Raw genomic sequence first — 24,555 nt, 5'->3', positions numbered from 1 at the left:
GACGGCTGCGGCGTGGCGGCGGGCGCGGCCGCCGGGACTCCGCCCGACTCCATCCGCCGCTCCAGGCGTTCCAGCCGCTGCAACGCCGCCGATTCGGCCTCCGAGACCGAGGGCAACAGCATGCGGGCACACACCACCTCGAGCAGGAGGCGGGGCGCGGTCGCGCCGCGCATCTCGCCGAGGCCCTCGTGCAGCAACTCCGCGTAGCGGGCCAGGGTGGCCGGGCCGATACGGTCGGCCTGGGCCGACATCCGGTCGATGACATCGCCGGGGCCGGTGACCAGATTGCGTTCGGCCGCATCGGGAACCGCGCGCAGCAGGATCAGATCGCGGATGCGTTCGAGCAGGTCGGTGGCGAAGCGGCGGGGATCGTGACCGGCCTCCACCACCCGGTCGATGGTGGCGAACAGGGCCGCACCGTCGTCGGCGGCCAGCGCGTCGACGGCCTCGTCGATCAGCGCGATATCGGTGACACCGAGCAGGGCCAGCGCCCGGGGATAGGTGACGCCCTCGGCACCGGCGCCGGCCAGCAGCTGATCGAGCACGCTGAGACTGTCGCGCGGTGAACCACCGCCGGCCCGGATCACCAGCGGATAGACCGATTCCTCGACCTGCACCTGCTCCTGCTCGCAGATCTTGCCGAGCAGCCCGCGCATGGTGGCCGGTGGCAGCAGCCGGAACGGATAGTGATGGGTGCGCGAGCGAATGGTCGGCAGCACCTTGTCCGGCTCGGTGGTGGCGAAAATGAAGATCAGATGGGCCGGCGGCTCCTCGACGATCTTCAGCAGCGCGTTGAATCCGGCCGTGGTGACCATGTGCGCCTCGTCCACGATGAAGACGCGGTACCGCGATTCGGCAGGTGCGTAGAACGCGCGATCGCGCAGCTCACGGGTATCGTCCACACCGCCGTGGCTGGCGGCGTCGAGTTCGATGACGTCGAGATTGCCGGGCCCGCCCGGGGCCAGCGCGACACACGACGGGCATACTCCGCACGGTCGCGAGGTCGGGCCCTCGACGCAGTTGAGCGAGCGCGCCAGAATGCGCGCCGAGGAGGTCTTGCCACAACCTCGCGGGCCGGAGAACAGGTAGGCATGACTGATCCGCCCGGTGTCGAGCGCGGTACTCAGCGGATCGGTGACGTGCTCCTGCCCCACTACCTCGGCGAAGGTTGCCGGTCGATACTTCCGGTACAGAGCCACGGCCCGAGGGTACCGGCGAACACCGACAGGAAACCATTCGCGCACCGGGTATCCACCCCACCCGCCGAACCGATCACGGCCGCGAATAAACTATGATCTACATCACAAGCATTCTTTTCGTACGATCTCGGTGCGGACAACCGACCTGGTCGACAATCGGTTTGCGATCGACAATTGGAAACAGTGTGAAATTAATGCCGATTTCGTCTGCGAGCCGCCGAGCGACGAAAACTTTCGGACACGCTCCCCGTTTGCGACCCACATTGTGGACGTAACGATTCCGTCACCCGATTAGCGCCCGCTCCACTCCGCTGACTAACGTTGATTTCGGCAACTTCGGTAGCCAAACCTTCATCAGGTTGGTGTCCCCGGTCGGTCCCTCATCCCGACCGGGGCACAACAATGTTTCGGAGGTAATGACGAGTTATGACGACCGTGCCGTCGTGTGACGACATCGCCGCCGCCTGGCTCTCACACACCGATTTCGCCGGCGATCGGGCCGCCACCGATCTGCTCCGCCGCGCCATCAGCCCCCGCGATTTCTCGCGCAACCGCGATTCGCTGCCGGTATCGGCCGCGGCCGATCCGGCCACCGCGGGCGCCATTCTCGAATTGCTGGACCGCGGCCAGGTTCCGACCCTGCCGGCCATCGACACCCTGATCGCGCAGAATCGGATACGCGCCGAGGCCGCCCGCATCGAACGGCTGGGCCGGCGCGCGCAGCGCAGTATCGACGAATTCGGCCGCACCCTCGCCGAGCTGACCGAGGACTATCGAAACACCCACGCGATGGGACCCACCCGCCGCGATATTCTCACCGCCGAACCGATGGTGACGCTGATCCGCAAACGCGTCGGCGATATCGCCCCGAACGCGGTCAAACATCTATGGCTCGTCGAACGGGCGCAGCGCGCGGGATGGATAGCCTTCGATGCCACACCGCGATCGCTGTGCGCGGCCCGGCGTTTCCACTCCGCGAAATACGGCAACCGTGTGTCGCTGCGCCCGGTCAACACCATCGGCACCCTCGTGGCCGGGTTCCTGGACACCTACCGCACCACGCACGGCCGCCCGCCGCGCTGGTCGATCCTCGCGCACGAGCTGCGCGACGACCGCGGCCGCCGCGTCTTCAACGACACCGCCGACGCTCGCGCGCAGCAGCAGTGGCTCGTCACCGCGCAATGGCTCGCGCTCGAGGACGATCTGCCGGTTCCCGGGGCCCGCGGTCGGCGGGCGCTGACCCGGCAGGCCCGCAAGCGCGGGAATTGAATCCGAACGGAAGTACCAGACTCGCTCATCGGCGCGACACCGGGGATTCGGTAGTTTCTTGCCACGCGAACGCGTGTGGAAAAGGAGTTGTCCGTGCCCCCGACCATCGACCCCGCCGCCACGGCGTGGCTGCTGACCAGCACCGCGCTGGTCCTGCTCATGACCCCCGGCCTGGCGATCTTCTACGGCGGCATGGTGCGCACGACCGGCGTGCTGAACATGCTGATGATGAGCTTCATCTCCATCCCGCTGGTGACCGTGGTGTGGCTGCTGTTCGGCTACACCCTGGCCTTCGGTGACGACGCCGGCGGTGGATTGATCGGCGGACTGGAACATTTCGCGATGACCGGCATCACCCCGGGCACCGTGCGCAGCGGCGTGCCGGAACTGCTGTACGCGACCTTCGAATTGACCTTCGCGATCCTCACCGTGGCACTCGTCAGCGGTGCCATCGCCGATCGCGCGAAATTCTCCGCCTGGATGGTGTTCGTCCCGGTGTGGGCGCTCGTGGTGTTCGCTCCGATCGCGCACTGGGTCTGGGGTCCGAACGGCTGGCTGGCCTCCTTCGGCGTACTCGATTTCGCGGGCGGCCTGGTGGTCGAAATCGCTTCCGGCGCTTCGGCTCTCGCTTTGGCGCTGGTCCTGGGACCGCGGATCGGATTCAAGGTGGACGCGATGCGCCCGCACAATCTGCCGTTCGTGCTGCTGGGCGCCGGACTGCTGTGGTTCGGCTGGTTCGGATTCAACGCCGGCTCCGCGTTCAAGGCCGACGGACTGGCCGCCGCGGTGTTCCTGAACACGTTGGTCGCGGGCTGCCTGGGCATGCTCGGCTGGTTGATCGTGGAGCAGATCCGCGACGGGCGGCCGACCACCTTCGGTGCGGCCTCCGGCGCGGTCGCCGGATTGGTCGCGATCACGCCCTCGTGCGGTTCGGTCAATGCGCTCGGTGCGGTGATCGTGGGCCTGGCGGCGGGTGTGGTCTGCTCTTTCGCCGTCGGCTGGAAGTTCAAGGCGGGCTATGACGATTCGCTCGATGTGGTCGGCGTGCACTTCACCGGCGGCGTGGTCGGCACCCTGCTGATCGGGCTGCTGGCGAACCGCGTGATGACCGGTGGCGCGCGTGGACTGTTCTACGGCGGCGGACTCGCGCAGCTCGGCAAGCAGGCGGTCGGCGTCGTGGTGGTCGCGGCATGGGCGTTCGGCGTCTCCTATCTGATCGGCAAGGTGATCGATCGGGTGATGGGCTTCCGAGTCAGCAAGGAGGACGAGGTCGGCGGTATCGACTTCGCGCTGCACGCCGAGACCGCGTATGTCGAGGGTGTGCACGGGCACGCGCCGCGGGGCCTGTTCGGCCATCATCCGCACGGCGCGGGGAGCGTCCGCCGGTGACGGGGATCGCTGACGCCGATCCGCCCCAACCTCTTGCGCCGGGCTGGGGTAACGGCGTTACGCTAACACCGTTACCCATACCGGCCGCCCGAGGAGCACTCATGCTGACCCGAATCGCACGGCTCGCCACCCGGTATCCGAAGCGGGTGCTCCTCGCCGCCCTGGCCCTGGCACTGATCTGCGGCGGCTTCGGCGCGACGGTCACCGCCCATCTGCAAGCCGGCGGATTCACCTCGGACAAGGCCGAATCCACCCGCGCGGCACAGCTGGTGGCCGATCAGTTCAACGGCGCCCAGCCCAATCTGGTGCTGCTCGTGCACGCCGACGAGGGCGTGGAGTCGGCCGCGGCCCGCGCGGTCGGCGCCGATATCGCCGACCGGCTCGGCAGTCGCGCCGATACGGTCGGCGTCCGCTCGTATTGGACCAGCCCACCGCAACTGGCCGCCGCCCTGCGCAGTACCGACGGCAAGAGCGCATTGGTCATGGCCTACCTGACGGGCGGCGACGACAAGGCCCAGCGCACCGCCGGTGAGATCGCGAGCACCCTGCCCGTCTCCACACCCGGTGTGACCGTGCAGGCGGGCGGAATCGCCGCCGTCTACCACGACGTCAACAACCAGGTCACGAAGGATCTGGCGATGGCCGAAGGTATCGCGGTCCCGCTCACGGCGATCGTGCTGATCCTGGTGTTCGGCAGCGTCATCGCGGCCTCGCTGCCACTGGCGGTAGGAATCTTCGCGATTCTCTGCACGCTCGCGATACTGCGCAGTTTCACCCTCTTTACCGATGTGTCGATCTACGCGCTGAATATGACCACCGCGCTGGGCCTCGCCCTGGCGATCGACTACAGCCTGTTCATCGTCAGCCGATACCGCGAGGAATTGTCCGCCGGCTCGAGCCACGAGGCGGCGGCGGTGCGGGCGGTGCAGACCGCGGGGCGAACGGTGCTGTTCTCGGCGCTGACGGTCGCGCTCGCGCTGGCGGTGCTCAGCGTCTTCGACATGTACTTCCTGAAGTCGTTCGCCTATGCCGGGGTCGCGGTGGTGGCGGCCGCCGCGATCGCCTCGATCGTGATCCTGCCCGCGGCGCTGGTGTTGCTCGGCGATCGGATCAATTCCTGGAATCTGCGGGTGGCGATCCGGAAACTGTTCGGGCGCCCCGAGCCCACCTCGCGACCGGAGCGGGAATCCGGCTGGTATCGCACCGTCACCTGGGTGATGCGGCGGGCGTTGCCCGTCTCGGTCGCGATCATCGCGGTGCTGCTCGCGGTCGGCGCGCCGTTCCTCGGGGTGAAGTTCGGCTATCCCGACGACCGGGTGCTGCCCACCGGTTCGACCAGCCGGGCGGTCGGCGACGAACTGCGAGCGGAGTTCCCCGCCGTGAATTCCGGAACCGGAACGACGATCGTGCTGCCGGGTGCGCCGAGCGAACCCCAGGCGATCAGCGGCTATGCCACGGCGTTGTCGAAGGTCGAGGGCGTGAACGCGGTGCTGTCCAGCAGCGGTGTCTACGTGTCCGGCGCGCGGATGGGCGGCGCCGCGCCGGGCATGGCCAACGACTCGGGTCAATACCTCACCGTCACATCGACATTCGATCCCTACTCGGCACAGGCCAAGGATCAGTTGCAGGCCTTGCGCGATGTGCCCGCGCCCTCACCCGCGCTGTTCGGCGGTGCGGCGGCGATGAACGTGGACTCGCTGAACGCGCTGGGACAACGGTTGCCGCTGGCGATCGCGCTGATCGCACTCGCCACGTTCGTGGTCCTGTTCCTTTTCACCGGCAGCGTGGTGCTCCCACTGAAAGCCGTGGTGATCAACTCCCTCTCGCTCACCGCGATGTTCGGGATGATGGTGTGGATCTTCCAGGAGGGACACTTCTCGGGACTGCTCGGCTTCACGCCCACCGGCTTCCTGGTGCCGACGATGCCGATTCTGATGTTCTGCCTGGCCTTCGGCATGTCGATGGACTACGAGGTGTTCCTGCTCTCCCGCATCCGCGAGGCCTGGCTGGCCTCCGACCGCACCGCCGCGGACAACGACCGTTCGGTGGCCATCGGCGTCGCCCGGACCGGGCGCATCATCACCGCGGCCGCGCTGCTGATGGCGATCGTGCTGGGCGCCATGATCACCGCGAAGGTGTCGTTCATGCAGATGTTCGGACTCGGCCTCACGATCACCGTGCTCGCCGACGCCACCGTCATCCGCATGCTGCTGGTTCCGGCCCTGATGCGCCTGATGGGCCGCGGAAACTGGTGGGCACCGAAGCCGTTGGCGCGCTGGCACGAACGGTTCGGCCTCACCGAACATCCCATGTCCGCGGACCCGCAACCGACCGCGGAACCGGCTCCGGCGGGGCGGCCGTGACGCGTCCCACCCGTCCCCGTTCGGCCCGCGGCTCCGGTACCGAGCTGCGCGCCGAGATCCTGGCCGCGACACGAGAGTTGCTGGCGCGCACCGGTAATGCCGATTCGGTGTCGATTCGTGAGGTCGGCGGGCTGGTCGGCGTCACCGCACCGTCGATCTACCGCCACTTCGCCGACAAGGACGACCTCATCGATGCCGCGGTGGCGGAGGTGTTCGAAGACCTCGACGCCGCCATCGGCGCCGCGAGCGACCCCACCGCCTCGCCCATGTCCCGGTTGCGTCAGCAGGGCCTGGCCTATGTGCGCTTCGCCCTGCAGCACCCCGGCCAATACCGCGTCGCCACCGCCGCCTCGCCCGGCGAAGGCCCCTCTGCGGTCGATGTGGTGCTGGGTAGTGGTGCGTTCCAACGGTTTTCGCACACCGTGCGGGAGGCGATGGACTCCGGTGTGATCGCACCCGGCGACCCGATGCCACTGGTGCTCGAGCTGTGGGCCGCCGCGCACGGTATCGCGTCACTGCTGATCGCCAAACCCCATCTGCCGTGGGGCGATGCCGAGGCCGTCGCCGACCGGGTCATGGCGGCGGCCTGCCTCGGGCATGCGGTGCTGGACGTCATCGGCGGGGAGACACCGGACCCCGACGAGGGTGCGCGCTGGTTGGCGCAGTTGCGCGAGGAGCGGTAACGCTCAGATCCGGGAGATCCCGGCGCCGATCACGACACCGAATCCGACGGGGAGTTCCAGGTGTTGCACATCCAGGTCCGGTTGTTGTCCTCACCCTGCGCGTACCACGCCCCGTAGTGCTGGTTGGCCCCGTGGTCGCGCACGTCGGAATAATCGTCCCCGCGTTGATAGTTGTCCTGTTTCACGTAGTAGGCCTGGTCGTTGGAAACCGTGCCCGCAACCTCGGAGGAGCTGATGAACATGCCGCCGAAGCACTGCGCCTCCAACTCCAGCCGACGTGAAAGCTCCAGTCCCGCAGCGGAATTGGTACCGGCGCTGTAGCGGTCTCGGCTCATCTTGGACATGATGCCGGAGATGGCCTGCACATGGTGACCGTATTCGTGCGCGAAGACCCCCAGATAGACGTACCAGCGGTCGCCGTACACCTCGGTCTGAATGTGATCCAGGGGCATGTAGATCGTATTGTTGGCCGAGCAGTAGAACGCGGCGTAACTGCCCGAACTGCCACACGGTGACGCCGCGTTCGCGCCACTCGCCGGAACACTCACGGTGGGGCTGGAGAACGGGAGGTTCTGCGCCGCGAGCACCGGCTGCCACATCCGGTCCAGACACGATTTCGCCGCCTGGAAGAAGGCTGTCGCCGACGCGACATCGGAACCCCATCGGGGGTAGCCGCAGGAGATGTTGATCAGCCCGGAGTTGTGATCGTCGAAGATCGGATTGGCCGCAGTGGCCGCAACAGGCTGGGGGCCGGCCGGTTTCGTCGTCGGCACGACAGTCGTCGTGCGGTAGTAGGGCTTCGTCGTGGACGGATACGGCGTCGTCGTGGACCGCGTGGTCGTGGCGGTTTCGCTGGTGCTCGTGGCCCAGGTGGGCGGCGTATACGTGAAGCTCGGCGTCGATGTCGAATACGACGCCGACGAATTGTCACGACCTCCCATGGTCGCGAACGCGACCAGCCCGCCGACCACCACGAAGACGAACAGCACGGCGAGGACCGCCCCGACCGCGCCGCCACCGGACCGCGGCGGCGGATACGGACGGCCGTAATACCCCGGCGGCGGCAACGGCGGTCCGCCGTACGGCCCCACCGGATACACCCCCGGCGGCGGTAGCGGCGCACCGTACGGTGGGCGCGGGCCGGGTGGCGGATATCCCGGCGGCGGGCCGTATCCGGGTGGTGGCCCGTACCCGGGTGGTGGGCCGTAGGGCGGGCGGCCGTGCGGCGGAATCCCACGCGGCGGTGGATATCTCGGCGGTTGCGGCATGGTGGTTCAGCTCACCTGTCCGGACGGCGCGATGAAGGTGTTGCAAGGCGCGGTCGCGTTCTTGTCGAATCCGGTACTCCACCAGTCGCCGGCGTGTTCGGCGGTGCCGTGGCTGCGCATGTCGCCGGCGCTGTCACCTCGGCCGTAGGCGTCCTTGCGCGCGGATTGCGCCTGCACCGGCGTCAGCGATTTCCCCCCGGCCGAGGATGCGAAGTACATGCCGTCGAAACAGTTGGCCTGCAATTCGATTCGTCGCGAGAGGTCGAGCCCCTCGTCGCTGTAGAGGCCGGTCTGACGGCGTTGTTTGTTCGCGGCGCCGAGGATTCCGGACAGCGCCTGGATGTGGTGGCCGTATTCGTGGGCGAAGACCGAGAGGTAGATCTCCCAGTGATCGTGGAACATATCGGTCTGCAGCTGACTGATCGGCATGTAGATCGTCTGATCCGCACCGCAGTAGAAGGCAGCGAAATTGCTGCTGGATCCGCTGCACGGCGTGGTGATGCCCGACGTGGTCGCGGTGACGACGAGTTTCGGTGGGGTGAAACTCAATTTCGCATTCTCCAGCACCGGTTTCCAGGCGTCGGCCAGACAGGCCGCGGCACTGTCGAAGAACGCGCGCGCGGCGTCGACCTGCGTGCTCCACGGGGTATACGGGCAGCGCGCCGGACTCAGCGGCGAACCCGGGTCGGCCAGTAGTGGATTGGCGCCGGTTTCGGGGACGCCCGCGGAATCCTTTCCGGGTGGCGGGTTGTAGCTGTAGTTCCCGTGTTCCCCGGTATGGGAAGCGGCGTCGAATCCGGTCCGCACGGCGAAGCGGATGAGGCCCGAGGTGACGATCAGCAGAATCACCACGACGACCGCGCCCAAGCCCCCGCCTCGCTTGCGCGGCGGGGTGGGGCGTGGGCCGGCCGGGCCGTACGGTCGCGGCGGCGGAATCGGCGGGCGATGGCCGGGCGGCGCGACGGCCCGATAACCCTGTCCCGCAACGTATCCGGGGGGCGCCCCGTAGCCGGCCGGCGTGGGGTATCCACGCGGCGGGGATCCGGCGGGCGCCGCGTAACCCGGAGGAGGCGAATAGGCGGGTGGAGGCGGATAACCGGGCGGTGCGGAGTGGCCGGGCGGGGGGCCGTATCCCGGCGGTGGTCCCGGGCGACGTGGACCACTCGGACCGTACGGTGGAATAGGTTGTTCGCCCGGCGGATTCGGGCCGCGCCCGTAGGGTGGTCGACTCACTCCCCCACTCCCCCTTGTCCGTTCCTGATCCGGCGACAGCCACCGCTCTCCGGCGACAGCCGCCGACGCAGAATAGCAAGCCGCCGGATTCGTGACGCCTGCTCGCACAGTGGCCCACCGCTAAGCTACTGCCCCATGCTGATCTTTCGGGGGGGCGCATTCGGCGCTCTGTTGTTGACCGCGGCCGGGCTGTTCGCCGCAGCACCGGCCGCTCGGGCTCAGGAGCCCACGGGTGTGTCGATCATCACGGATGTCAAACTCAGCGAGGCCGGTCTGCTCGAGGTGGCCGAAACCGTGAAAGTGCCGCCGGGCGGGCAGTTCCACATGGCGTTGCCGCTACGCGTGGGACGCGACGACGGCAGTGAACGCCGCTTCGGTGTGACCGACATCTCCAGTACCGGGCCGGGTTCGGCGAAGGTGGCGGGCGATGTGTTCAGCGTGGACGCGCCGCCGGGGGAATCGTCGTTCAAGTACACCGTGCACGGGACGGTCAGCGATGCACCGGGTACGCAGTTGTTCCACTGGACAGGGGTCCTCAACACCGATGTCGCCTCGTTCGACGGTTCGGTGATCAGCCCGAGTTATCAGATGGGAATCGCCGACTGCACGGTCGGTTCGGTGGGGAGCACCCGCAAATGCAACGACGCCCGCGTCGAACCGGACGGCGTGCTCACCATGCACGAGGAGAACCTGCACAAGGGTGACATTCTCGATGTGACACTGCAGGTGCCGCCCGGCACGGTGAAGGCCAACGCCGATATTCGCGGCGGCCGGGGGTCGGGCGCCTTCGCCGTCACCGCCCCGGTGCTGATCGCCTTCGGTGTTCTGCTGGCGGCGCTGGCCGCCTTCGGCGCCTATCTGGCCCGGTCTCGCCGCCAGGACGCCGCGGCCCTGACCTCCACCAGCACCCTGGATCCGGTACAGCGCAACGGAAACCACAGCGAATTCGTCTCCCCGGACGGCATCCTGCCGGGTGAGGCGGGCCTGTTGCTCGACGGCTCCGCCGATGCCGCCGATATCGCCGCCACCGTGGTCGATCTGGCGGTGCGGCGCTACCTGTGGATCGCCGCGGTGAGCGATTCGGACTGGCGCATCACCCGGGCGAATCCCGCCGACGACCAATTGCGCAGCTACGAAAAGCACGTCTACACGACACTGCTGCCCGAGGGCGCCGACTCGGTGCTGCTGTCGGAACTGCGGGCGCCCGGACGCGTGGCCGCCGAGCCCGTCCGCTCGGCGCTGCGCCGCGATGCGCTCGAGCGCGGCACGCTGATCGACCACAACCGGCGCGGGCTCGCCTTCTGGATCGGCATCGCGCTGCTCGTGGTCGGGCTGGGGGCGACCGTCGGCCTCGCCGTCGCCGGCGGATATGCGCTGGTCGGTGTGGCCATCGCGCTCGGCGGTGCGGCCATCCTGCTGCTCGGCCGGTATCTGCCGGTGCGTACCGCCGCGGGCCGCGCGCTCGCCGCCCAGGTGAAGGCTCTGCAGAACGGGCTGGACGCCCAGCGGCCCGATCAGATCCCGCCGGCCGATCGCGAACTGCTGTTCTCGCGGGCGCTGCCATTCACGATCATCGGTGGCCGGGCCGACAACTGGATCCGCACCTTCCGCGACGTAGATCCCGGGGCCGACCGTCAGGCCGGGCTCTACTGGTTCGGCGGCTTCGACCGCGACCGGAATCTGCACCGGTTCGCCGGGCACTTCCCGTATTTCATCACCGCACTGGAGGGGCTGTTCACGACGTCGGGTCACTGATCCGCCGGACGACCTCGTAGGCCGCCCGAGCGGTGGTACGGCCTTCCGCCACGGCGGGCAGCAGCCCGACCAATCCCCACGACAGGAAGGTGGTGTCGGGCTCCGCACTGCCCTGATCGGCCAGAATTCCGGCGATCATCTGCTGGGTGCCGCGCACGACGACCATGGTGCTCTTCGGGCCGAGAAGCGCCCGGTAGACCTCGCGGTGGCCCTCGGCCAGTTCGATGACGGCTCGTATCGGGTCACCCGAGCGCCGGGCGAGCGCCGCACGCAGGAATTCGGTGCCGCTCACCACGAGCAGGTCGTCCTTGCTGCGGAAGTGGGCGTAGAACGTCGAGCGGCCGACGTCGGCGCGGTCGAGGATGTCCTGCACGGTGATGCGGTCGTAGGGCCGTTCGATCATGAGCTCGATCAGGGCACGATGCAGGGTGCTCCGGGTCCGTCGGACGCGGCGATCGTTCTCGGACACTGTGCCTCCGGATGTGCGGAATCGAACGGATTCGGTGCTTTTGCTCCTGGTGGAGCAGGCACTTGCCTCAGATCATGAACACATGTTCCGAATCGAACAAGACCCCCATGGCATCCTGATCACCAACCCGCGCGGCTACAGCGCGTTCACCAATGTCTTCTTCGGCGGCAGACGCCGCCGGCACGCGGCGGCCCTCGCCGCCGCCAGTGGCGTCCGGCCGGCCGGGCGCGCACTCGATATCGCCAGCGGCCCGGGCACCTTGGTGTTCGCGCTGGCCGACCGTGTCGGCGCGGGCGGCGAAGTCGTCGGTGTCGACGCCGCGCGGGAAATGGTCGACTACGCCACCGCGCGCGCCGGTGGCCGGGCGAACTGCCGCTTCGACTACGGCGTGGCCCAGTCGCTGGAGCTGCCGGATGCGGCGTTCGACGTGGTCACGTGCACGTTCGGTATGCACCACATCCCGAGGCGGACCGCGGTCGCGCGCTGACGGAGATGTGGCGGGTGCTACGGCCCGGAGGACGAGTGCTGCTGGCCGATCTGGCACCCGCGGGTGTGCACGGACAGCTGACGAAACGGCTCAGCAGGCATATGGATCCTGCCGCGGTCGATATCAGACGGTATCAGAAAGCACTGCAGGAGACGGGTTTTCAGGATCTCGACTATCGGACGATCAAGCCGTCCACGGGTGTGCTGACCGGCGTCAAGCCCGATTGAACGACCTCGGTCGGGGTGGCCCGTACCACCCCGACCGTAGGCGTCGGCTCAGCGCGAGCGTGTGGCCCGGCGCAGTGCCGACAGCGGATCGGCGTAGCAGACGCTGAGCGAGGTGACGGCCGCGGCATGCTCCTGGACCCGCCCGCCGAATCGGCTGATCCGCAGGTCGGCCGGGGCGAGGGTGGTGGCGCGACCGAAGGCCTGCACGACTCGTTCGAGTCCCGGCCGGTAGCCGGTGAAGGCCTGTCCGCCCAGCACCACGCGATCGGGGTTGAACATGTCGCGCACCAGTGCCGCGGTGTTGCCGAGGATCTCGGCCCGCTCGAACAGCATGTCGCGAGCCGGGGCGGACCCCTGTTCGGCGGCCTTGTACAGCTCGGCGATCACCGGCTTCCGCGGCGCCTCCCGCTTCGGCACGATGCCGGCGCGCACGGCGCGAGCCAGCACCGCCGCCTCACCGACCGTGGCCTCCAAGCAGCCGCGCCGGCCGCACGAGCAATCGATATCGGATCCGGTCGGCAGATGCGCGATCGAACCCGGGCCGTTCGCCGGGGTGTAGACGCGATCGTGCAGCGTGACCGCGACGCCGACCGTCTCCCGGCCGTAGATGTAGAGGCTGCTGCCGGGCCGGTCCTGGGCACCGGACCGGTCCGGTGTCCCGGTGGTGAGCAGCAGCTCGGCGGCGGCCATCGCCTCCACGTGGGCGGCGACCGAAACCGGTAGGTCCAGCACGGTGGCGAAGATCGGGCCGACCGGCGCCGACCGCCAATCCAGGCGGGGATGATCCACGACGCCGGCGACGGGATCGACCCGTCCGGCCAGCGCTACACCGACCCACAGCGGCCGGCGCCGCGGCAATCGGTCCAGGAACGCCTTCGCGCTGCGGGCGATGATGGTGATGGCCGCGTCCTGCGCGGCCTGCGGGGTGGCGATCTCCAGCCCGCCCAGAATGCGGCCGGACAGGTCGGCGGCCACGATCCGGGTGAGATTCGCACCGATGTGGACGCCCAGCGTGGCGAAGCGATCGGTCTCGACCTCGAACGGCACGCGCGGGCGCCCGACCGCACCGGATGCGGTGAGATCAGCGCGTTCTCGCAACAGGCCGGACGAAAGTAGCGCCGACACTTGGCGATTCACGGTCGCGATGCTCAAACCCGTTGTCTGAGCGGCATTGTCGCGGAAGATCGGCCCGCGGGTGGCGGCGCGCAGGACGGCGGCCGCCGGGTTGTCGGTGATCCGCAATTCCGGCGGAACCACCGGCCGCGGCACACTGCGTACCGGCCGCGGACGAGAGGGGGAAGACTGTCGTTCGAGGGTGGGGCTCGTCATGGGGCGAAGTCCTTGTCGAAAGTCTCGTGAAGAGACGGAACTACATCGGCAACAAGGCAGCGAGAAGGGCCCGAAAGGGTCGACAGACGGACGACTGGAGCGGTCTCAGCTGCGCGGCCGGGAACAACACAGTTCCCGCTGCCGCGGCAGCCGCACACCGAGCGCCACGGTCACGTAGGTGACCCGTGTGCGGTTCGAACGGCTGGAAGACATGTGTAAAACGGTAACATCCCGATTCCGCGCCGCGCCAGCGAATGGTCACAGCACATATTGCGCTCACACTGATTTGAATGCGGGCCCGCATCGCCGCAGGTGGCGCATTACCTTCGATCGCCCCGATTTCAGCAGGTCGGCCATCCGCGCGGGCGGCGGATAACCGCACACCCCGCCGCTGCCGGCCGTGCGGGCGGCACCCCTGCCACCACACCCCCGTTACGCTCGGAAACCGCAGGTCACAAGCGTTAGGAGGTGGAGATGACGGCCGATCCGGTACCCCTGCGGCAGCAGCGCGGCGCCGCTGCCGACCACCCGGCCGCCGGGGCGGAGACGACGGCGCCCGGCGCCGGCGCCCGCACCATTCGCAAGGCCGATCGGGCCCGCCAGGTGGCCGACGTCCTGCGCCAGCAGATCCACACCGGACAGTGCCCGGACCCCTTGCCCACCGAATCCGAACTCGCCGCGGAATTCGCGGTGTCCCGTAACGCGGTGCGCGAAGCATTGGCACTACTGCGCGACGAGGGTCTCATCGGCCGCGTTCCCCGGGTGGGCACCTATGTGGCACAACGCAAATACGATCACGGCCTCGACAGCCTGCGCGGCCTGAAGGAAACGCTGCGCGGCCACGGCGAGGTGCGCAACGAGGTGCGGGCGGCACTGCGCCTCACTCCGCCGCCCGCGGTCGCCGGTCGGCTCGGCCTCGAACCCGGCGAATCCGCGGTCTACCTGGAACGGCTGCGTTATCTGGGTGATCTCCCGCTCAGCCTGGACCACACCTATCTGGCCCCGGACATCGGCGAGCAGGTACTCGACTGCGATCTGCGATCCGAGGACATCTTCGGACTCATCGAACAGATCAGCGGCCAGTCGCTCGGGTCGGCCGATCTGGCGGTGGAGGCGATCACCGCCGATATCCACAGCGCCGCCACCCTGCAGGCCCCGGAGGGCAGTGCCCTGCTGTTGCTGGAGCGACTGACCTACCTCGCCGACGGGCGGCCGGTGGACCTGGAGTACATACGCATGCGTGGTGATCGGATCACCCTGCGCGACAGTTTGCTTCGCACCACGGAAAGCAACGATTGGAGGCTGAGCCGCCATGGCGTCGGTCAATCAGCGGGCTGATGTCCCGGTAACCATCGACGAATCGCTGTGCATCGAAGGGTGCACGCTGTGCGTGGAGATCTGCCCGCTGGATTCGCTGGCGATCAATCCGGACAACGGCAAGGCGTTCATGCATGTCGACGAATGCTGGTACTGCGGTCCGTGCGCGGCACGCTGTCCCACCGGCGCCGTGACCGTGAACATGCCGTATCTGCTGCGCTGAATCGCGCAGCGGAATCTCTCAGTGGCCGGCCTCGGCCCGATTTCGAGGAAATACCATGAAGTACCGTCGTGCCCGCATACTGGCCGCCGCCGCCCTGATCGCCACCCTGGCCGCCGGATGCTCGCTCGAGCAGACCGGATCCGGGGACACCGTCCGGGTGGTCGTCGGCTATCAGTCCAAAACCATCAATACCGTCACCGCCGGAACTCTGCTGCGCGCGAAGGGTTTCCTGGAGAAGCGCCTGAACGACCTGACCGCGAAGGGCGGGCCGAAGTATCAGGTCGAATGGCAGGACTACGACACCGGGGCGCCGATCACCGCGCAGATGGTCGCGGAGAAGATCGATATCGGTTCGATGGGCGATTATCCGTTGCTGATCAACGGTTCCCGGACCTCGGCCAGTGAGCGTTCGGCCACCGAACTGGTCTCGATCACCGGTTACCAGCCGCGCGGATCGCTGAACATGGTTGTCACCGCGCCGAATTCGACGGCGACGACGCTGTCGGACCTCGCCGGAAAGAAGGTGTCCGCGAGCGTCGGCTCCGCCGGTGACGGCACACTGCGCCAGGCGCTGAGCCGCGCGAACATCGATCCGGCCCACGGTGTGGACGTGCTGAATCAGCAACCGCAGATCGGCGCGTCGGCACTGGAATCCGGTCAGGTGCAGGCACTTTCGCAGTTCGTCGCATGGCCCGGCCTGCTCGTTTATCAGGACAAGGCGAAGCTGCTCTACGATGGTGCCGAATTGAACGTGCCGACGTTCCACGGAGTGGTGGCACGTCGTGATTATTCGAAATCCCATCCCGAGGTGCTCGATGCATTCCTGCAGGCGCAACTTGACGCCACCGATTTCCTGCACGCGAAACCGCTCGAAGCCGCGCAGCTGGTCGCTGACAACTCCGGACTGCCGGCGGAGGTCGTCTACCTCTACAACGGACCCGGGGGAACCTCATTCGACACTCCCCTGAAGCCGCAGCTGGTTCAGGCATTCAAGGGTGACGTTCCGTATCTGAAGTCGATCGGCGATTTCGCCGATTTCGACATCGATAAGTTCGTCGACGATGCCCCACTGCGCAAGGTCTTCGCCGAGCGCGGTGCGAACTACGATGCGGCAGTGGCGAACTTCGCCAATCCGGCGCCGATCACCGGCACCGACCCGAGTACCGGCAAACCGGTCTCCGATCCGGCCCTCGCGGGCGAGATCTGGTTCGACGGGCAGTCCACCGCCCAGCCGGCGGGTAGCCCGACCGATCTGCTGCGGGCGGTGAAAGCCGCTCGGGCCCAGGGGAAGAAGATCCGCGCGGCGTACGTGCCGGATGCGGAACTCGGCACTCGCTGGTTCGCGGACAAGGCGCAGTGGGTGCGCGAGGGCGATACGTATCTGCCCTTCATCACCCCCAGTGCGGTGCAGCGGTATCAGGCCCGCCATCCCGGTGCGGTCGCGGTGAGTTACGACCAGGCGATCGGTGAGGTGCGGTCATGAGCGCCACCACCCTGCCCGTCGACGCGCCGGTTCCGGCCACCGCCGCTCCCACCGCCGTCGCCGAACGCGGCGCCACCGCGGGCGTGCCCACGGCGCGGTTGTGGACGTCGCGGCTGGTGCGGGTGGCGTCGGTCGTCCTCGCGCTCGTCACCTGGCAGTTGTTGACCGCCAACCACATTCGGTTGTGGGTGCGCTTCGATACGCTGCCGACCGTTACCCGGATCGTGCACACTTTGCGGCTGCAGTTGCAGACCGATACCTATTGGCTGGATCTCGGGCAGTCGTTGATCCGCATTCTCAGCGGGTTCGGCCTGGCCGCCGTGATCGGCGTCGCGACCGGCGTGGCGCTGGGGCGTTCCCGCTGGTTCGCCGACATCTTCGGACCGCTGACCGAGCTGGCCCGGCCGATTCCGGCGATCGCGATCGTGCCGGTGGCGATTCTGCTGTTTCCCACCGACGAGGCCGGCATCGTCTTCATCACCTTCCTCGCCGCCTATTTCCCGATCATGGTGAGCACGCGGCACGCGGTGCGGGCCCTGCCGACCATCTGGGAGGAATCGGTGCGCACGCTGGGCGGCAGCCGCTGGGACGTCCTGGTGCGGGTGGTGTTGCCCGGCAGCCTGCCGGGCGTGTTCAGCGGCCTGTCGGTGGGGATCGGCGTGGCCTGGATCTGTGTGGTCTCGGCCGAGATGATCTCCGGGCGTCTGGGCGTCGGCTATCGCACCTGGCAGGCGTACACCATCGTCGACTATCCCGGTGTGTTCGTCGGCATCATCACCATCGGCGTGCTCGGCTTCGCCACCTCGGCGGCCATCGAACTGTTGGGGCGGCGCGCCACTCGCTGGCTGCCGCGGGCGCAGGAGGTTTCGAAATGACCGGCACCGCAATGAGTCTGCGGCTCGACAAGGTCGAACTGCGCTACGGTGGCGCTCCCGTGCTGGACGAGCTGACACTCGATATCCGCGCCGGTGAGATCCTGGTGCTGACCGGGCCGTCGGGATGCGGGAAGTCCACCGTCCTGCGCGCACTGGCCGGTCTGCTGCCGCCCCGCTCCGGGCGGGCACTCGCGGACGGTGACGAGATCACCGGCCCCTCGCGGGATCGGGCGATGGTTTTCCAGGACAACGCGCTCCTGCCGTGGCGCACAGTACGTTCCAATATCGACCTGGCGTTGAAGTTGCGCGGCGTGCCGCGGGCCGGCCGAGCGGCGCAGGCCGAACGCTGGATCGAGGAGGTCGGGCTCACCGGCTTCGGCGACTACCTGCCCAAGAGCCTGTCCGGTGGTATGCGCCAGCGCGTCCAGCTCGCCCGCGGTCTGGCGGGCGCGCCGCGGGCGGTGCTGATGGACGAGCCGTTCGGCGCCCTCGACACGCCGACTCGGATCACCATGCAGCGCTTGCTGATCCAGACCTGGCAGACACATCCGACCACGGTCGTGTTCGTTACCCACGATGTGGACGAGGCATTGACCCTCGGCGACCGGGTCGCGGTCCTCGGCGGTACCGACCGGGCACTGCGATCGCTGCTGACGGTGCCGAAACCGCGCGTCAAAGATGTCGACCGCAGTGCCGAGCGCGCCGAAATCCTCGCCGCCCTCGATCATTCGACCCAGCCGGCCGCCGCCTGACCCGGTCGTCCGAACGAGGCACCCCCTCGGCGACCGGGCCACGGCGGCGCCGTTCCGGTCGCCCGGCCCGGCGTGCGATGTCGCCCCGACTATTCACCTCTGTGGAGTGTGCTGATGAAGATTCCCGAGCTGTCCGACACTGTGCGGCTGGACTGCGATGTGCTGGTGATCGGCGGCGGAACCGCCGGCACCATGGCCGCGCTCACCGCCGCGGAGAACGGCGCGAACGTTCTGCTGCTGGAGAAGGCGCACGTGCGTCACTCCGGCGCGCTGGCCATGGGCATGGACGGCGTGAACAACGCCGTCATCCCGGGCAAGGCGGAGCCGGAGGACTACGTCGCCGAGATCACCCGCGCGAACGACGGAATCGTCAACCAGCGCACGGTGTATCAGACCGCGACCCGTGGTTTCGCCATGGTGCAGCGGCTGGAACGCTACGGCGTGAAATTCGAGAAGGACGCCTACGGCGAGTACGCGGTGCGCCGCGTGCACCGCTCGGGCTCCTATGTGCTGCCGATGCCCGAGGGCAAGGACGTCAAGAAGGCCCTCTACCGCGTCCTGCGGCAACGCAAGATGCGGGAACGGATCCGGATCGAGAACCGGCTCATGCCGGTGCGGGTCCTCACCGACAACGGACGCGCGGTCGGTGCGGCCGCGCTGAACACCCGGACCGGGGAGTTCGTGGCGGTCGGCGCGAAGGCGGTGATCCTGGCGACCGGCCCGTGCGGGCGACTGGGTCTGCCGGCGTCGGGATATCTGTACGGCACATACGAGAATCCCACCAATGCGGGCGACGGGTACGCGATGGCGTATCACGCCGGGGCGGAGTTGTCCGGCATCGAATGCTTCCAGATCAATCCGCTGATCAAGGATTACAACGGACCGGCCTGCGCGTATGTCGCGAACCCGTTCGGCGGATATCAGGTGAACGCCGCCGGTGAGCGCTTCGTCGACTCCGACTACTGGTCCGGGCAGATGATGGCGGAGGTGAAGCGGGAGATCGAGTCCGCGCGGGGGCCCATCTATCTGAAGGTCTCGCATCTGCCCGAGGAGACGCTCGACGCGCTCGAGGGCATCCTGCACACCACCGAACGGCCGACCCGGGGCACCTTCCACGCCAACCGGGGCCACGACTACCGCACCCACGACATCGAGATGCACATCTCCGAAATCGGTTTGTGCAGTGGACATTCCGCGTCCGGTGTCTGGGTGGACGAACATGCGCGCACCACGGTGCCGGGTCTGTACGCGGCGGGCGATCTGGCGTGCGTGCCGCACAACTACATGATCGGCGCGTTCGTCTACGGTGACCTGGCGGGCGAGCACGCGTCGTCGACTCTTCCGGAAGTGGCCGCGCCGCAATCACTTCCCTCCGATCAGCTGGCCGCGGCGCACGAACTGATCTACCGCCCGCTGCGCCATCCCGACGGCCCGCCGCAGCAGCAGGTCGAATACAAGTTGCGGCGTTTCGTCAACGACTACGTGGCTCCGCCGAAGACGCAGACCAAACTGTCGCTGGCGGTGGAGACCTTCGAGCGGATGCGGCAGGAGATCGCCGAGATGGGCGCGGACACCCCGCACCAACTCATGCGCTGCGCCGAGGTCGACTTCATCCGCGACTGCGCCGAAATGGCGGCGCGTTCCTCACTCACCCGCACCGAATCGCGCTGGGGTCTGTACCACGACCGCGCCGACCTGCCCGAACGCAACGACGAGGACTGGCGTTACCACCTGAACCTGCGCAAGGGCGCCGACGGCGAGATGGAATTCCTGAAGCGTCCGGTCGCGCCGTATTTCGTGCCGGTACCGGAATGGGAGGATCTGCCGCGCGCCGACCTCGAGCCGGTCGCGGTGGCGCAGCCGGAGCTGATCGCCGGCCCACCCCGCACGGCAGGCGCGTCCACCGGCACCGCACCCCGGCCGGGCATCACGATCCCCGCTGCCGCGGACGACTCCGCCGCCCCCCGGATCGCGATTCTGCTCAGCCTGGACGGCCCGACGGTGGCCGAACTCCGCGACTACCTCGACGACACCGACCCGCGGGTGCGAGCCACGGCCCTGTCGGTGCTGACCGAGGGCACGCCCGACGGATTCGCCGACTCGCTGATCGCCGCCCTGGGCGACCACGACGCCGCGGTGCGCGCGGCCGCCGTCTCGGGCCTGCGTGAGCTGATCGAAATCCTCCCGCCCGCAGAACAATTGATCGCACACGCCGAATCACCCGATCCGCTCGTGCGCGCCGCGGTAGTGGACCTGCTGCGCGCGCAGCGCCGCGGCTCGGCGGATCTGTTCGGCAAGGCCGTGGTGGACAGCGATCACCGCGTGCGCATCGAAGGGGTGCGCGCGCTGGTCTCCCTCGACGACTGGTCGGCACTCACCGCGGCGGCATTCGACGAAAACCGGGAGGTGCGAGTGGCCGTCGCTCGCGGACTGGCCGAGGTCGGCGCCGGCGGCGCCGACACCGTCCGCGCCCTGGTCGGCGACCGTGATCCGCTCGTCCGCGCGGCGGCCCTGGCCGCGCTGGCCCGCCTCGGCGATTCGTCCGACGCGGCGATTCTGGCTGCGGCACTGAAGGATTCGGCCTGGCAGGTACGTGAGGGCGGCGCCCGCGGCTGGGCCGGCCTGGGCCCCGAATCCGCGGCCGCCGCCCTGGAATCGGCCCTGACCGACCCCCACCCGGACGTCCGCAAGGCCTCCGTCCTGACGCTGTCCCACTGGCCCGACCACGCGGCCGTCCGAGCCGCTCTCCAGGTCGTCCTCGCCGACACCGACGCCGACGTCCGCGCCTACGCCCGCCGCACCCTGGAGGCGGCCTGAGCGAGTACGGGGCCGCCTTCATCACCTCCTCGGAAATCGGGTCTACGCTCGGCGCAACTGTCGGTCGATTCAGCAAAGGAACACTGATGACCCGGATCGCGAGGAATCTTCGGCGCGTCGCCGCAACGTTGGTCGCGACCTCGGTCGGGGTCGGTGCGGCGTCGACGGCGAGCGCGGCGCCGCTGCCGACTTTCCCGATCGGCGCACCCGAATACACCGTGGATGTGAATACTCCGGGCGCCGCGCCCGGCTACATCTACTACAGCAACGGTGTCAGTGCGGCGGCTCTGGTTCCGGGGGCCGGTAAGGCGTTGTCGGACGTACCGGCGACCGCGCCGGCGAATATCGTCGTGGACAAGGCCGGGCACGAGGTCTGGCGCTACACCCCGCCCGCCGGGCAGGACGTCTCCAATTTCCGCACCCAGACGTATCAGGGCAAGCGGGTGCTGACGTGGTGGCAGGGCGGGACCGTCGGCGGGCACGGTTCGGGTGCCGACTACATCGCCGACGAACACGGCAACGTCATCGAAACCCTCGACGCCGGAGGGGCTCCCAGCGACGTGCACGAATTCCGCCTGACACCCGACGGCCGAGCGTTGATCACGTCGTACCAGGAGGTGGATGCCGATCTGTCCGCGATCGGTGGCCCGAAGAACGGCACGATGTACGACACCGTCGCCACGGTGGTCGACGTGGCGACCAAGCGAGTCTTGTTGCGCTGGAGCGCCGCCGAGCACGTCCCGCTCACCGACACCACCACACCGGGCAAACTCCCCGGCAGCGACACCTACGACCCGTACCACATGAATTCGATTGCGTTGGATCCCGAAGGCAACCTGGTGATCTCGATGCGCGACACCTCCACCGTCTACGACGTGGACATCCACACCGGTGCGATCAACTGGCAACTCGGCGGACTGCATTCGACGTTCGACCTCGGCCCCGGCGTCGCATTCGCCTTCCAGCACGATGCGGAATTCGCGGATCCCAGCACCCTGCGCCTGTTCAACAACAATTCCAGCGGCTTCCAAACGCTGGGCGTGTCGAGCGTGCAGTGGATCCACCTGGATCCCGCCGACCACCGAGCCACGTTGGTACGCAACCAAACCCACCCCGACGGCCTGACCGCCTTCGCCATGGGCGACGCTCAGCCACTGCCCAACGGCAACACTTTGGTGGGCTGGGGTATGGCACCGCACATCTCGGAATTCGGCCCGACCGGCGACATGGTCTACGACGCCCGATTGCCCCTGGGCACCTATCGCGCCTTCCCGGCAGATTGGGCGCCGACACCGAATTGAGAGCCGACCACGACCACGCGCGTCACGTCCGGACAGTTTTCAGGCACTGGCCAGCTTCTCGTTGACCCATTTGTTGACACTGATCCCGCGCTCGGTGGCCTCGATGGTCAATCGCCGGTGCATATCGGCGGATGTGCGGACCAGGAACTGGCCACTGTACGTGCGATCGGCCAACGGCACCGGTACCGGCTCGCCATTCGCCTCCAGGTCCGCCACCGCGAATTCCACCAGGTCGGCGATGCCCCGCAGTGCGTCGAGCGGATCGCCATCCAAATGTGACAGAGACGGGAATTCGAGGCAGGTACCCGCCCATTCCCCGTCCTCAGGCGACCACATCACGCGATACGAGTAGTGGTTCACAACGCCTCCTTCTTCGCGATCGCGGTCAGTACCTGCCTGACCTGGTACGCCTTCGCCTTCGCGCCACCAGCCTGAATATTGACGCGGGCCGTCATGCCGCGGACGATATCGCATATGATATCACTCTGGTAAGTCGCTTCGCAGTACTGCACGCTCGGCCGAACCAGCGGCTTGCTCGACGGTGAACCGAAAGCGGCCCCCGCGCCCTCGTTTCGGGTGCGGGGGCCGCTTGCCGCGGTAGCGGCTCAGCCGTTGGCCCCCGTGGTGGTGGTGCCGCCCGACTGGGCGCTACCGGAGGCCAGCGCCTGTAGTAGCGACGGCAGCAGAGCCGCGCTACCCGTACCGGTCGACGGATCGGTGGTCGTCGTGTCGTCGATGGCGACCGCGGGAGCGGCAGCCTCGGCGGCGCCCACACCGACACAGATCACCGCGGCAGCGGCGAACGCAGAGAAGGCAAATCGGATGATGCTCACAAAAATTACCCCTCGCTCGTTGTTGTGATTGCAGTAACTCGTCGTTCGCTGTGCGCGATGCGTTACAGCCGATTTTCGAAAACACTTGCGCAAAGGGATGTCAGAGGTCGAAGACACCGTGGACCGGGCAACGTTCCGGCATCGACCGCTTCGAGATCTCGGATCGAAAATTCCCGTCTCCGTTCGTTATATTCGCTGTGCGCCCCTGCTCGACCAGGGTTGCGCGGTTCGGACGAAGGGGCGGGCGCGACGTGAGCGCATCCGGTAGCTACCACACACCGGGCCGGCCGGGACGATGAGCAGCAAACAGGTCCAGGTCGATCCGGACAAGATTCGCACTCACGCGAAAAATGTTCAGGGCGTGAGTGATTCACTGAGCGTCGCGTTGCAGGCGGGGCAGGCGGTCTCGGTGCCGACGGATGCGTTCGGGAAGTTGTGCTCGTTCCTGCCGCCGCTGTTCCTCGACACGGTCGAAGACGACGGGCTCGAGGCGATCAAAACCGCCGCCGACGCGCTGAACGCGGATGCGGGCACACTCGAACAGGTCGCGACCTCGCTGCAGAACACCGATTCGACGAATGCGAGTGATCTGGGTTCGGTGCGGCCCGAGGCCACCTGGTGACGACCGAGGCCGACAACCCGCTGATCGCGCAGCGGGAGGATTCCACCAAGTGGTACACGGGTATCGGGGTCGCGGAATCGGTTGCCGACATCCACGACGCGATCTCCTCCGGCTCCTGGGTCGACGGCGGTCTCGCGGTGCTCGGCGCCGGTATGGAGGCGGTGTCGCTGGCGGTCGACCCGCTCGGCACGCTCGCCTCCTATGGCGTCGGATTCCTGATGGAGCACGTCGAACCGTTGCAGGAAGCGCTGGATTGGGTGGCCGGCGATCCGGATACGGTGCAGGCCTACGCCAAGACATGGGAGAACGTCTCCACTCACATCGAGCAGGTCGCCGACGATCACAAGAAGTCCGTCGATCAGGACGTGGCCGACTGGATCGGCAGCGCCGGGGATGCGTACCGAACCCACGCGGCCGAGACGAACGCACTGCTGACCGCGGCATCGAACGCGGCGTCGGCGGCCTCGTCGGCGATCGAGATGGCCGGGGGCGTGGTGGCATTCGTGCGCCAGACCGTGCGCGACCTCATCGCTCAGGCCGTGGGCCGGCTGGCCGCGTGGGCGGCCGAAGAGGTGTGCACGCTGGGCGTTGCGACTCCGTTGGTGGCCGCGCAGGCGACCACGTTCGTGGCGAAGGTGCTGACCACGATCGCCGAACTGTT

The 24,555-nt window shown here is 67.9% G+C and carries 22 protein-coding genes and 1 pseudogene; 16 read left to right on the top strand and 7 right to left on the bottom strand.

The genetic code is table 11. The annotated features are described in order from the left end of the window. Positions 1-1,199, bottom strand: a 1,199-nt coding sequence (locus tag ON23_RS01190; RefSeq protein ID WP_039775448.1) for a DNA polymerase III subunit gamma and tau, incomplete at its 3' end; no start/stop codon positions are given. Positions 1,200-1,625: 426 nt separating this feature from the next. On the opposite strand from ON23_RS01190, the gene ON23_RS01185 reads away from it, so the two are divergent. The 4 genes from ON23_RS01185 (at position 1,626) to ON23_RS01170 (ending at position 6,903) form a co-directional block, all read left to right on the top strand. Continuing rightward, the gene (locus tag ON23_RS01185) at positions 1,626-2,468 is read left to right on the top strand and encodes a hypothetical protein (protein WP_210744072.1); all 843 of its coding nucleotides are present in this window, start codon (positions 1,626-1,628) and stop codon (positions 2,466-2,468) included. A gap of 93 nt (positions 2,469-2,561) precedes the next feature. Next, positions 2,562-3,857: an ammonium transporter gene (locus tag ON23_RS01180; protein WP_039775445.1), complete on the top strand. Its 1,296-nt coding sequence runs from the start codon at positions 2,562-2,564 to the stop codon at positions 3,855-3,857. 101 nt (positions 3,858-3,958) lie between these two features. Continuing rightward, positions 3,959-6,220: an MMPL family transporter gene (locus tag ON23_RS01175; RefSeq protein WP_039775394.1), complete on the top strand. Its 2,262-nt coding sequence runs from the start codon at positions 3,959-3,961 to the stop codon at positions 6,218-6,220. Further along, complete coding sequence (locus tag ON23_RS01170; protein ID WP_039775393.1) at positions 6,217-6,903, top strand: TetR/AcrR family transcriptional regulator; 687 nt, start codon at positions 6,217-6,219, stop codon at positions 6,901-6,903. The genes ON23_RS01175 and ON23_RS01170 overlap by 4 nt, the downstream gene beginning before the upstream one ends. A gap of 29 nt (positions 6,904-6,932) precedes the next feature. Here the strand turns inward: ON23_RS01170 and ON23_RS01165 are convergent, their stop codons facing one another. Together ON23_RS01165 and ON23_RS01155 are read right to left on the bottom strand one after the other, a co-directional pair. Beyond that, positions 6,933-7,994 carry a neutral zinc metallopeptidase gene (locus ON23_RS01165; protein ID WP_245555889.1) on the bottom strand — a complete coding sequence of 354 codons (1,062 nt, stop codon included), beginning with the start codon at positions 7,992-7,994 and terminating at the stop codon, positions 6,933-6,935. Positions 7,995-8,177: 183 nt separating this feature from the next. Then, entirely contained in the window at positions 8,178-9,038 is an 861-nt protein-coding gene (locus ON23_RS01155) for a neutral zinc metallopeptidase (protein WP_210744074.1), read from the bottom strand. Between the two features lie 501 nt (positions 9,039-9,539). On the opposite strand from ON23_RS01155, the gene ON23_RS01150 reads away from it, so the two are divergent. After that, positions 9,540-11,159 carry a DUF2207 family protein gene (locus ON23_RS01150; protein ID WP_039775391.1) on the top strand — a complete coding sequence of 540 codons (1,620 nt, stop codon included), beginning with the start codon at positions 9,540-9,542 and terminating at the stop codon, positions 11,157-11,159. Here ON23_RS01150 and ON23_RS01145 read toward each other — a convergent pair. Continuing rightward, complete coding sequence (locus ON23_RS01145) at positions 11,140-11,628, bottom strand: TetR/AcrR family transcriptional regulator (protein WP_039775389.1); 489 nt, start codon at positions 11,626-11,628, stop codon at positions 11,140-11,142. The two genes, ON23_RS01150 and ON23_RS01145, sit on opposite strands and share 20 nt — an antisense overlap. 49 nt (positions 11,629-11,677) lie before the next feature. Between ON23_RS01145 and ON23_RS35705 the strand changes: the two genes are divergently transcribed. Next, the gene (locus ON23_RS35705; RefSeq protein ID WP_245555891.1) at positions 11,678-12,115 is read left to right on the top strand and encodes a class I SAM-dependent methyltransferase; all 438 of its coding nucleotides are present in this window, start codon (positions 11,678-11,680) and stop codon (positions 12,113-12,115) included. A 14-nt stretch (positions 12,116-12,129) separates the two neighbouring features. Then, positions 12,130-12,342: a hypothetical protein gene (locus ON23_RS35700; RefSeq protein WP_157170134.1), complete on the top strand. Its 213-nt coding sequence runs from the start codon at positions 12,130-12,132 to the stop codon at positions 12,340-12,342. A 48-nt stretch (positions 12,343-12,390) separates the two neighbouring features. On the opposite strand, the gene ON23_RS01135 is transcribed toward ON23_RS35700, so the two are convergent. Then, on the bottom strand, positions 12,391-13,671 hold the full coding sequence (locus tag ON23_RS01135) for an ROK family protein (protein ID WP_039775388.1): 1,281 nt from the start codon (positions 13,669-13,671) through the stop codon (positions 12,391-12,393). Positions 13,672-14,145: 474 nt separating this feature from the next. Here ON23_RS01135 and ON23_RS01130 point away from each other — a divergent pair, with 474 nt between their 5' ends. From ON23_RS01130 to ON23_RS01100, 7 genes are all read left to right on the top strand, one after another. After that, positions 14,146-15,009, top strand: coding sequence for a GntR family transcriptional regulator (locus ON23_RS01130; protein WP_083903612.1), 864 nt, complete (start codon positions 14,146-14,148; stop codon positions 15,007-15,009). Next, positions 14,984-15,211: a 4Fe-4S dicluster domain-containing protein gene (locus tag ON23_RS01125; protein ID WP_030516520.1), complete on the top strand. Its 228-nt coding sequence runs from the start codon at positions 14,984-14,986 to the stop codon at positions 15,209-15,211. Before ON23_RS01130 ends, ON23_RS01125 begins: the two co-directional genes overlap by 26 nt. A 55-nt stretch (positions 15,212-15,266) precedes the next feature. Then, positions 15,267-16,694 carry an ABC transporter substrate-binding protein gene (locus ON23_RS01120; protein WP_039775384.1) on the top strand — a complete coding sequence of 476 codons (1,428 nt, stop codon included), beginning with the start codon at positions 15,267-15,269 and terminating at the stop codon, positions 16,692-16,694. Further along, a complete protein-coding gene (locus ON23_RS01115; RefSeq protein WP_083903608.1) occupies positions 16,691-17,569 on the top strand; it encodes an ABC transporter permease in 879 nt (292 codons plus the stop codon). The genes ON23_RS01120 and ON23_RS01115 overlap by 4 nt, the downstream gene beginning before the upstream one ends. Beyond that, positions 17,566-18,321 carry an ABC transporter ATP-binding protein gene (locus ON23_RS01110; RefSeq protein ID WP_039775382.1) on the top strand — a complete coding sequence of 252 codons (756 nt, stop codon included), beginning with the start codon at positions 17,566-17,568 and terminating at the stop codon, positions 18,319-18,321. The genes ON23_RS01115 and ON23_RS01110 overlap by 4 nt, the downstream gene beginning before the upstream one ends. A 114-nt stretch (positions 18,322-18,435) precedes the next feature. Next, positions 18,436-21,138, top strand: coding sequence for a fumarate reductase/succinate dehydrogenase flavoprotein subunit (locus ON23_RS01105; protein ID WP_039775432.1), 2,703 nt, complete (start codon positions 18,436-18,438; stop codon positions 21,136-21,138). 86 nt (positions 21,139-21,224) lie between these two features. After that, the gene (locus ON23_RS01100; RefSeq protein ID WP_039775381.1) at positions 21,225-22,439 is read left to right on the top strand and encodes an arylsulfotransferase family protein; all 1,215 of its coding nucleotides are present in this window, start codon (positions 21,225-21,227) and stop codon (positions 22,437-22,439) included. 39 nt (positions 22,440-22,478) lie between these two features. On the opposite strand, the gene ON23_RS01095 is transcribed toward ON23_RS01100, so the two are convergent. Beyond that, a complete protein-coding gene (locus tag ON23_RS01095) occupies positions 22,479-22,799 on the bottom strand; it encodes a type II toxin-antitoxin system HicB family antitoxin (protein WP_223273316.1) in 321 nt (106 codons plus the stop codon). A gap of 245 nt (positions 22,800-23,044) precedes the next feature. Then, positions 23,045-23,272, bottom strand: coding sequence for a hypothetical protein (locus ON23_RS01090; protein WP_157170133.1), 228 nt, complete (start codon positions 23,270-23,272; stop codon positions 23,045-23,047). 295 nt (positions 23,273-23,567) lie between these two features. Here ON23_RS01090 and ON23_RS01085 point away from each other — a divergent pair, with 295 nt between their 5' ends. Both ON23_RS01085 and ON23_RS40040 read left to right on the top strand, forming a co-directional pair. Further along, the gene (locus tag ON23_RS01085; RefSeq protein ID WP_051041776.1) at positions 23,568-23,894 is read left to right on the top strand and encodes a type VII secretion target; all 327 of its coding nucleotides are present in this window, start codon (positions 23,568-23,570) and stop codon (positions 23,892-23,894) included. A 152-nt stretch (positions 23,895-24,046) separates the two neighbouring features. Then, positions 24,047-24,499: pseudogene (locus tag ON23_RS40040) on the top strand (WXG100 family type VII secretion target); the annotation flags it as partial. Between the last annotated feature and the right edge of the window lie 56 nt (positions 24,500-24,555).

It is taken from the genome of Nocardia cerradoensis NBRC 101014 (genome assembly GCF_000308535.1).
In the GTDB taxonomy this organism is placed as follows: Bacteria; Actinomycetota; Actinomycetes; order Mycobacteriales; family Mycobacteriaceae; genus Nocardia; species Nocardia cerradoensis.
This window is presented reverse-complemented; position numbering and strand designations above follow the sequence as displayed.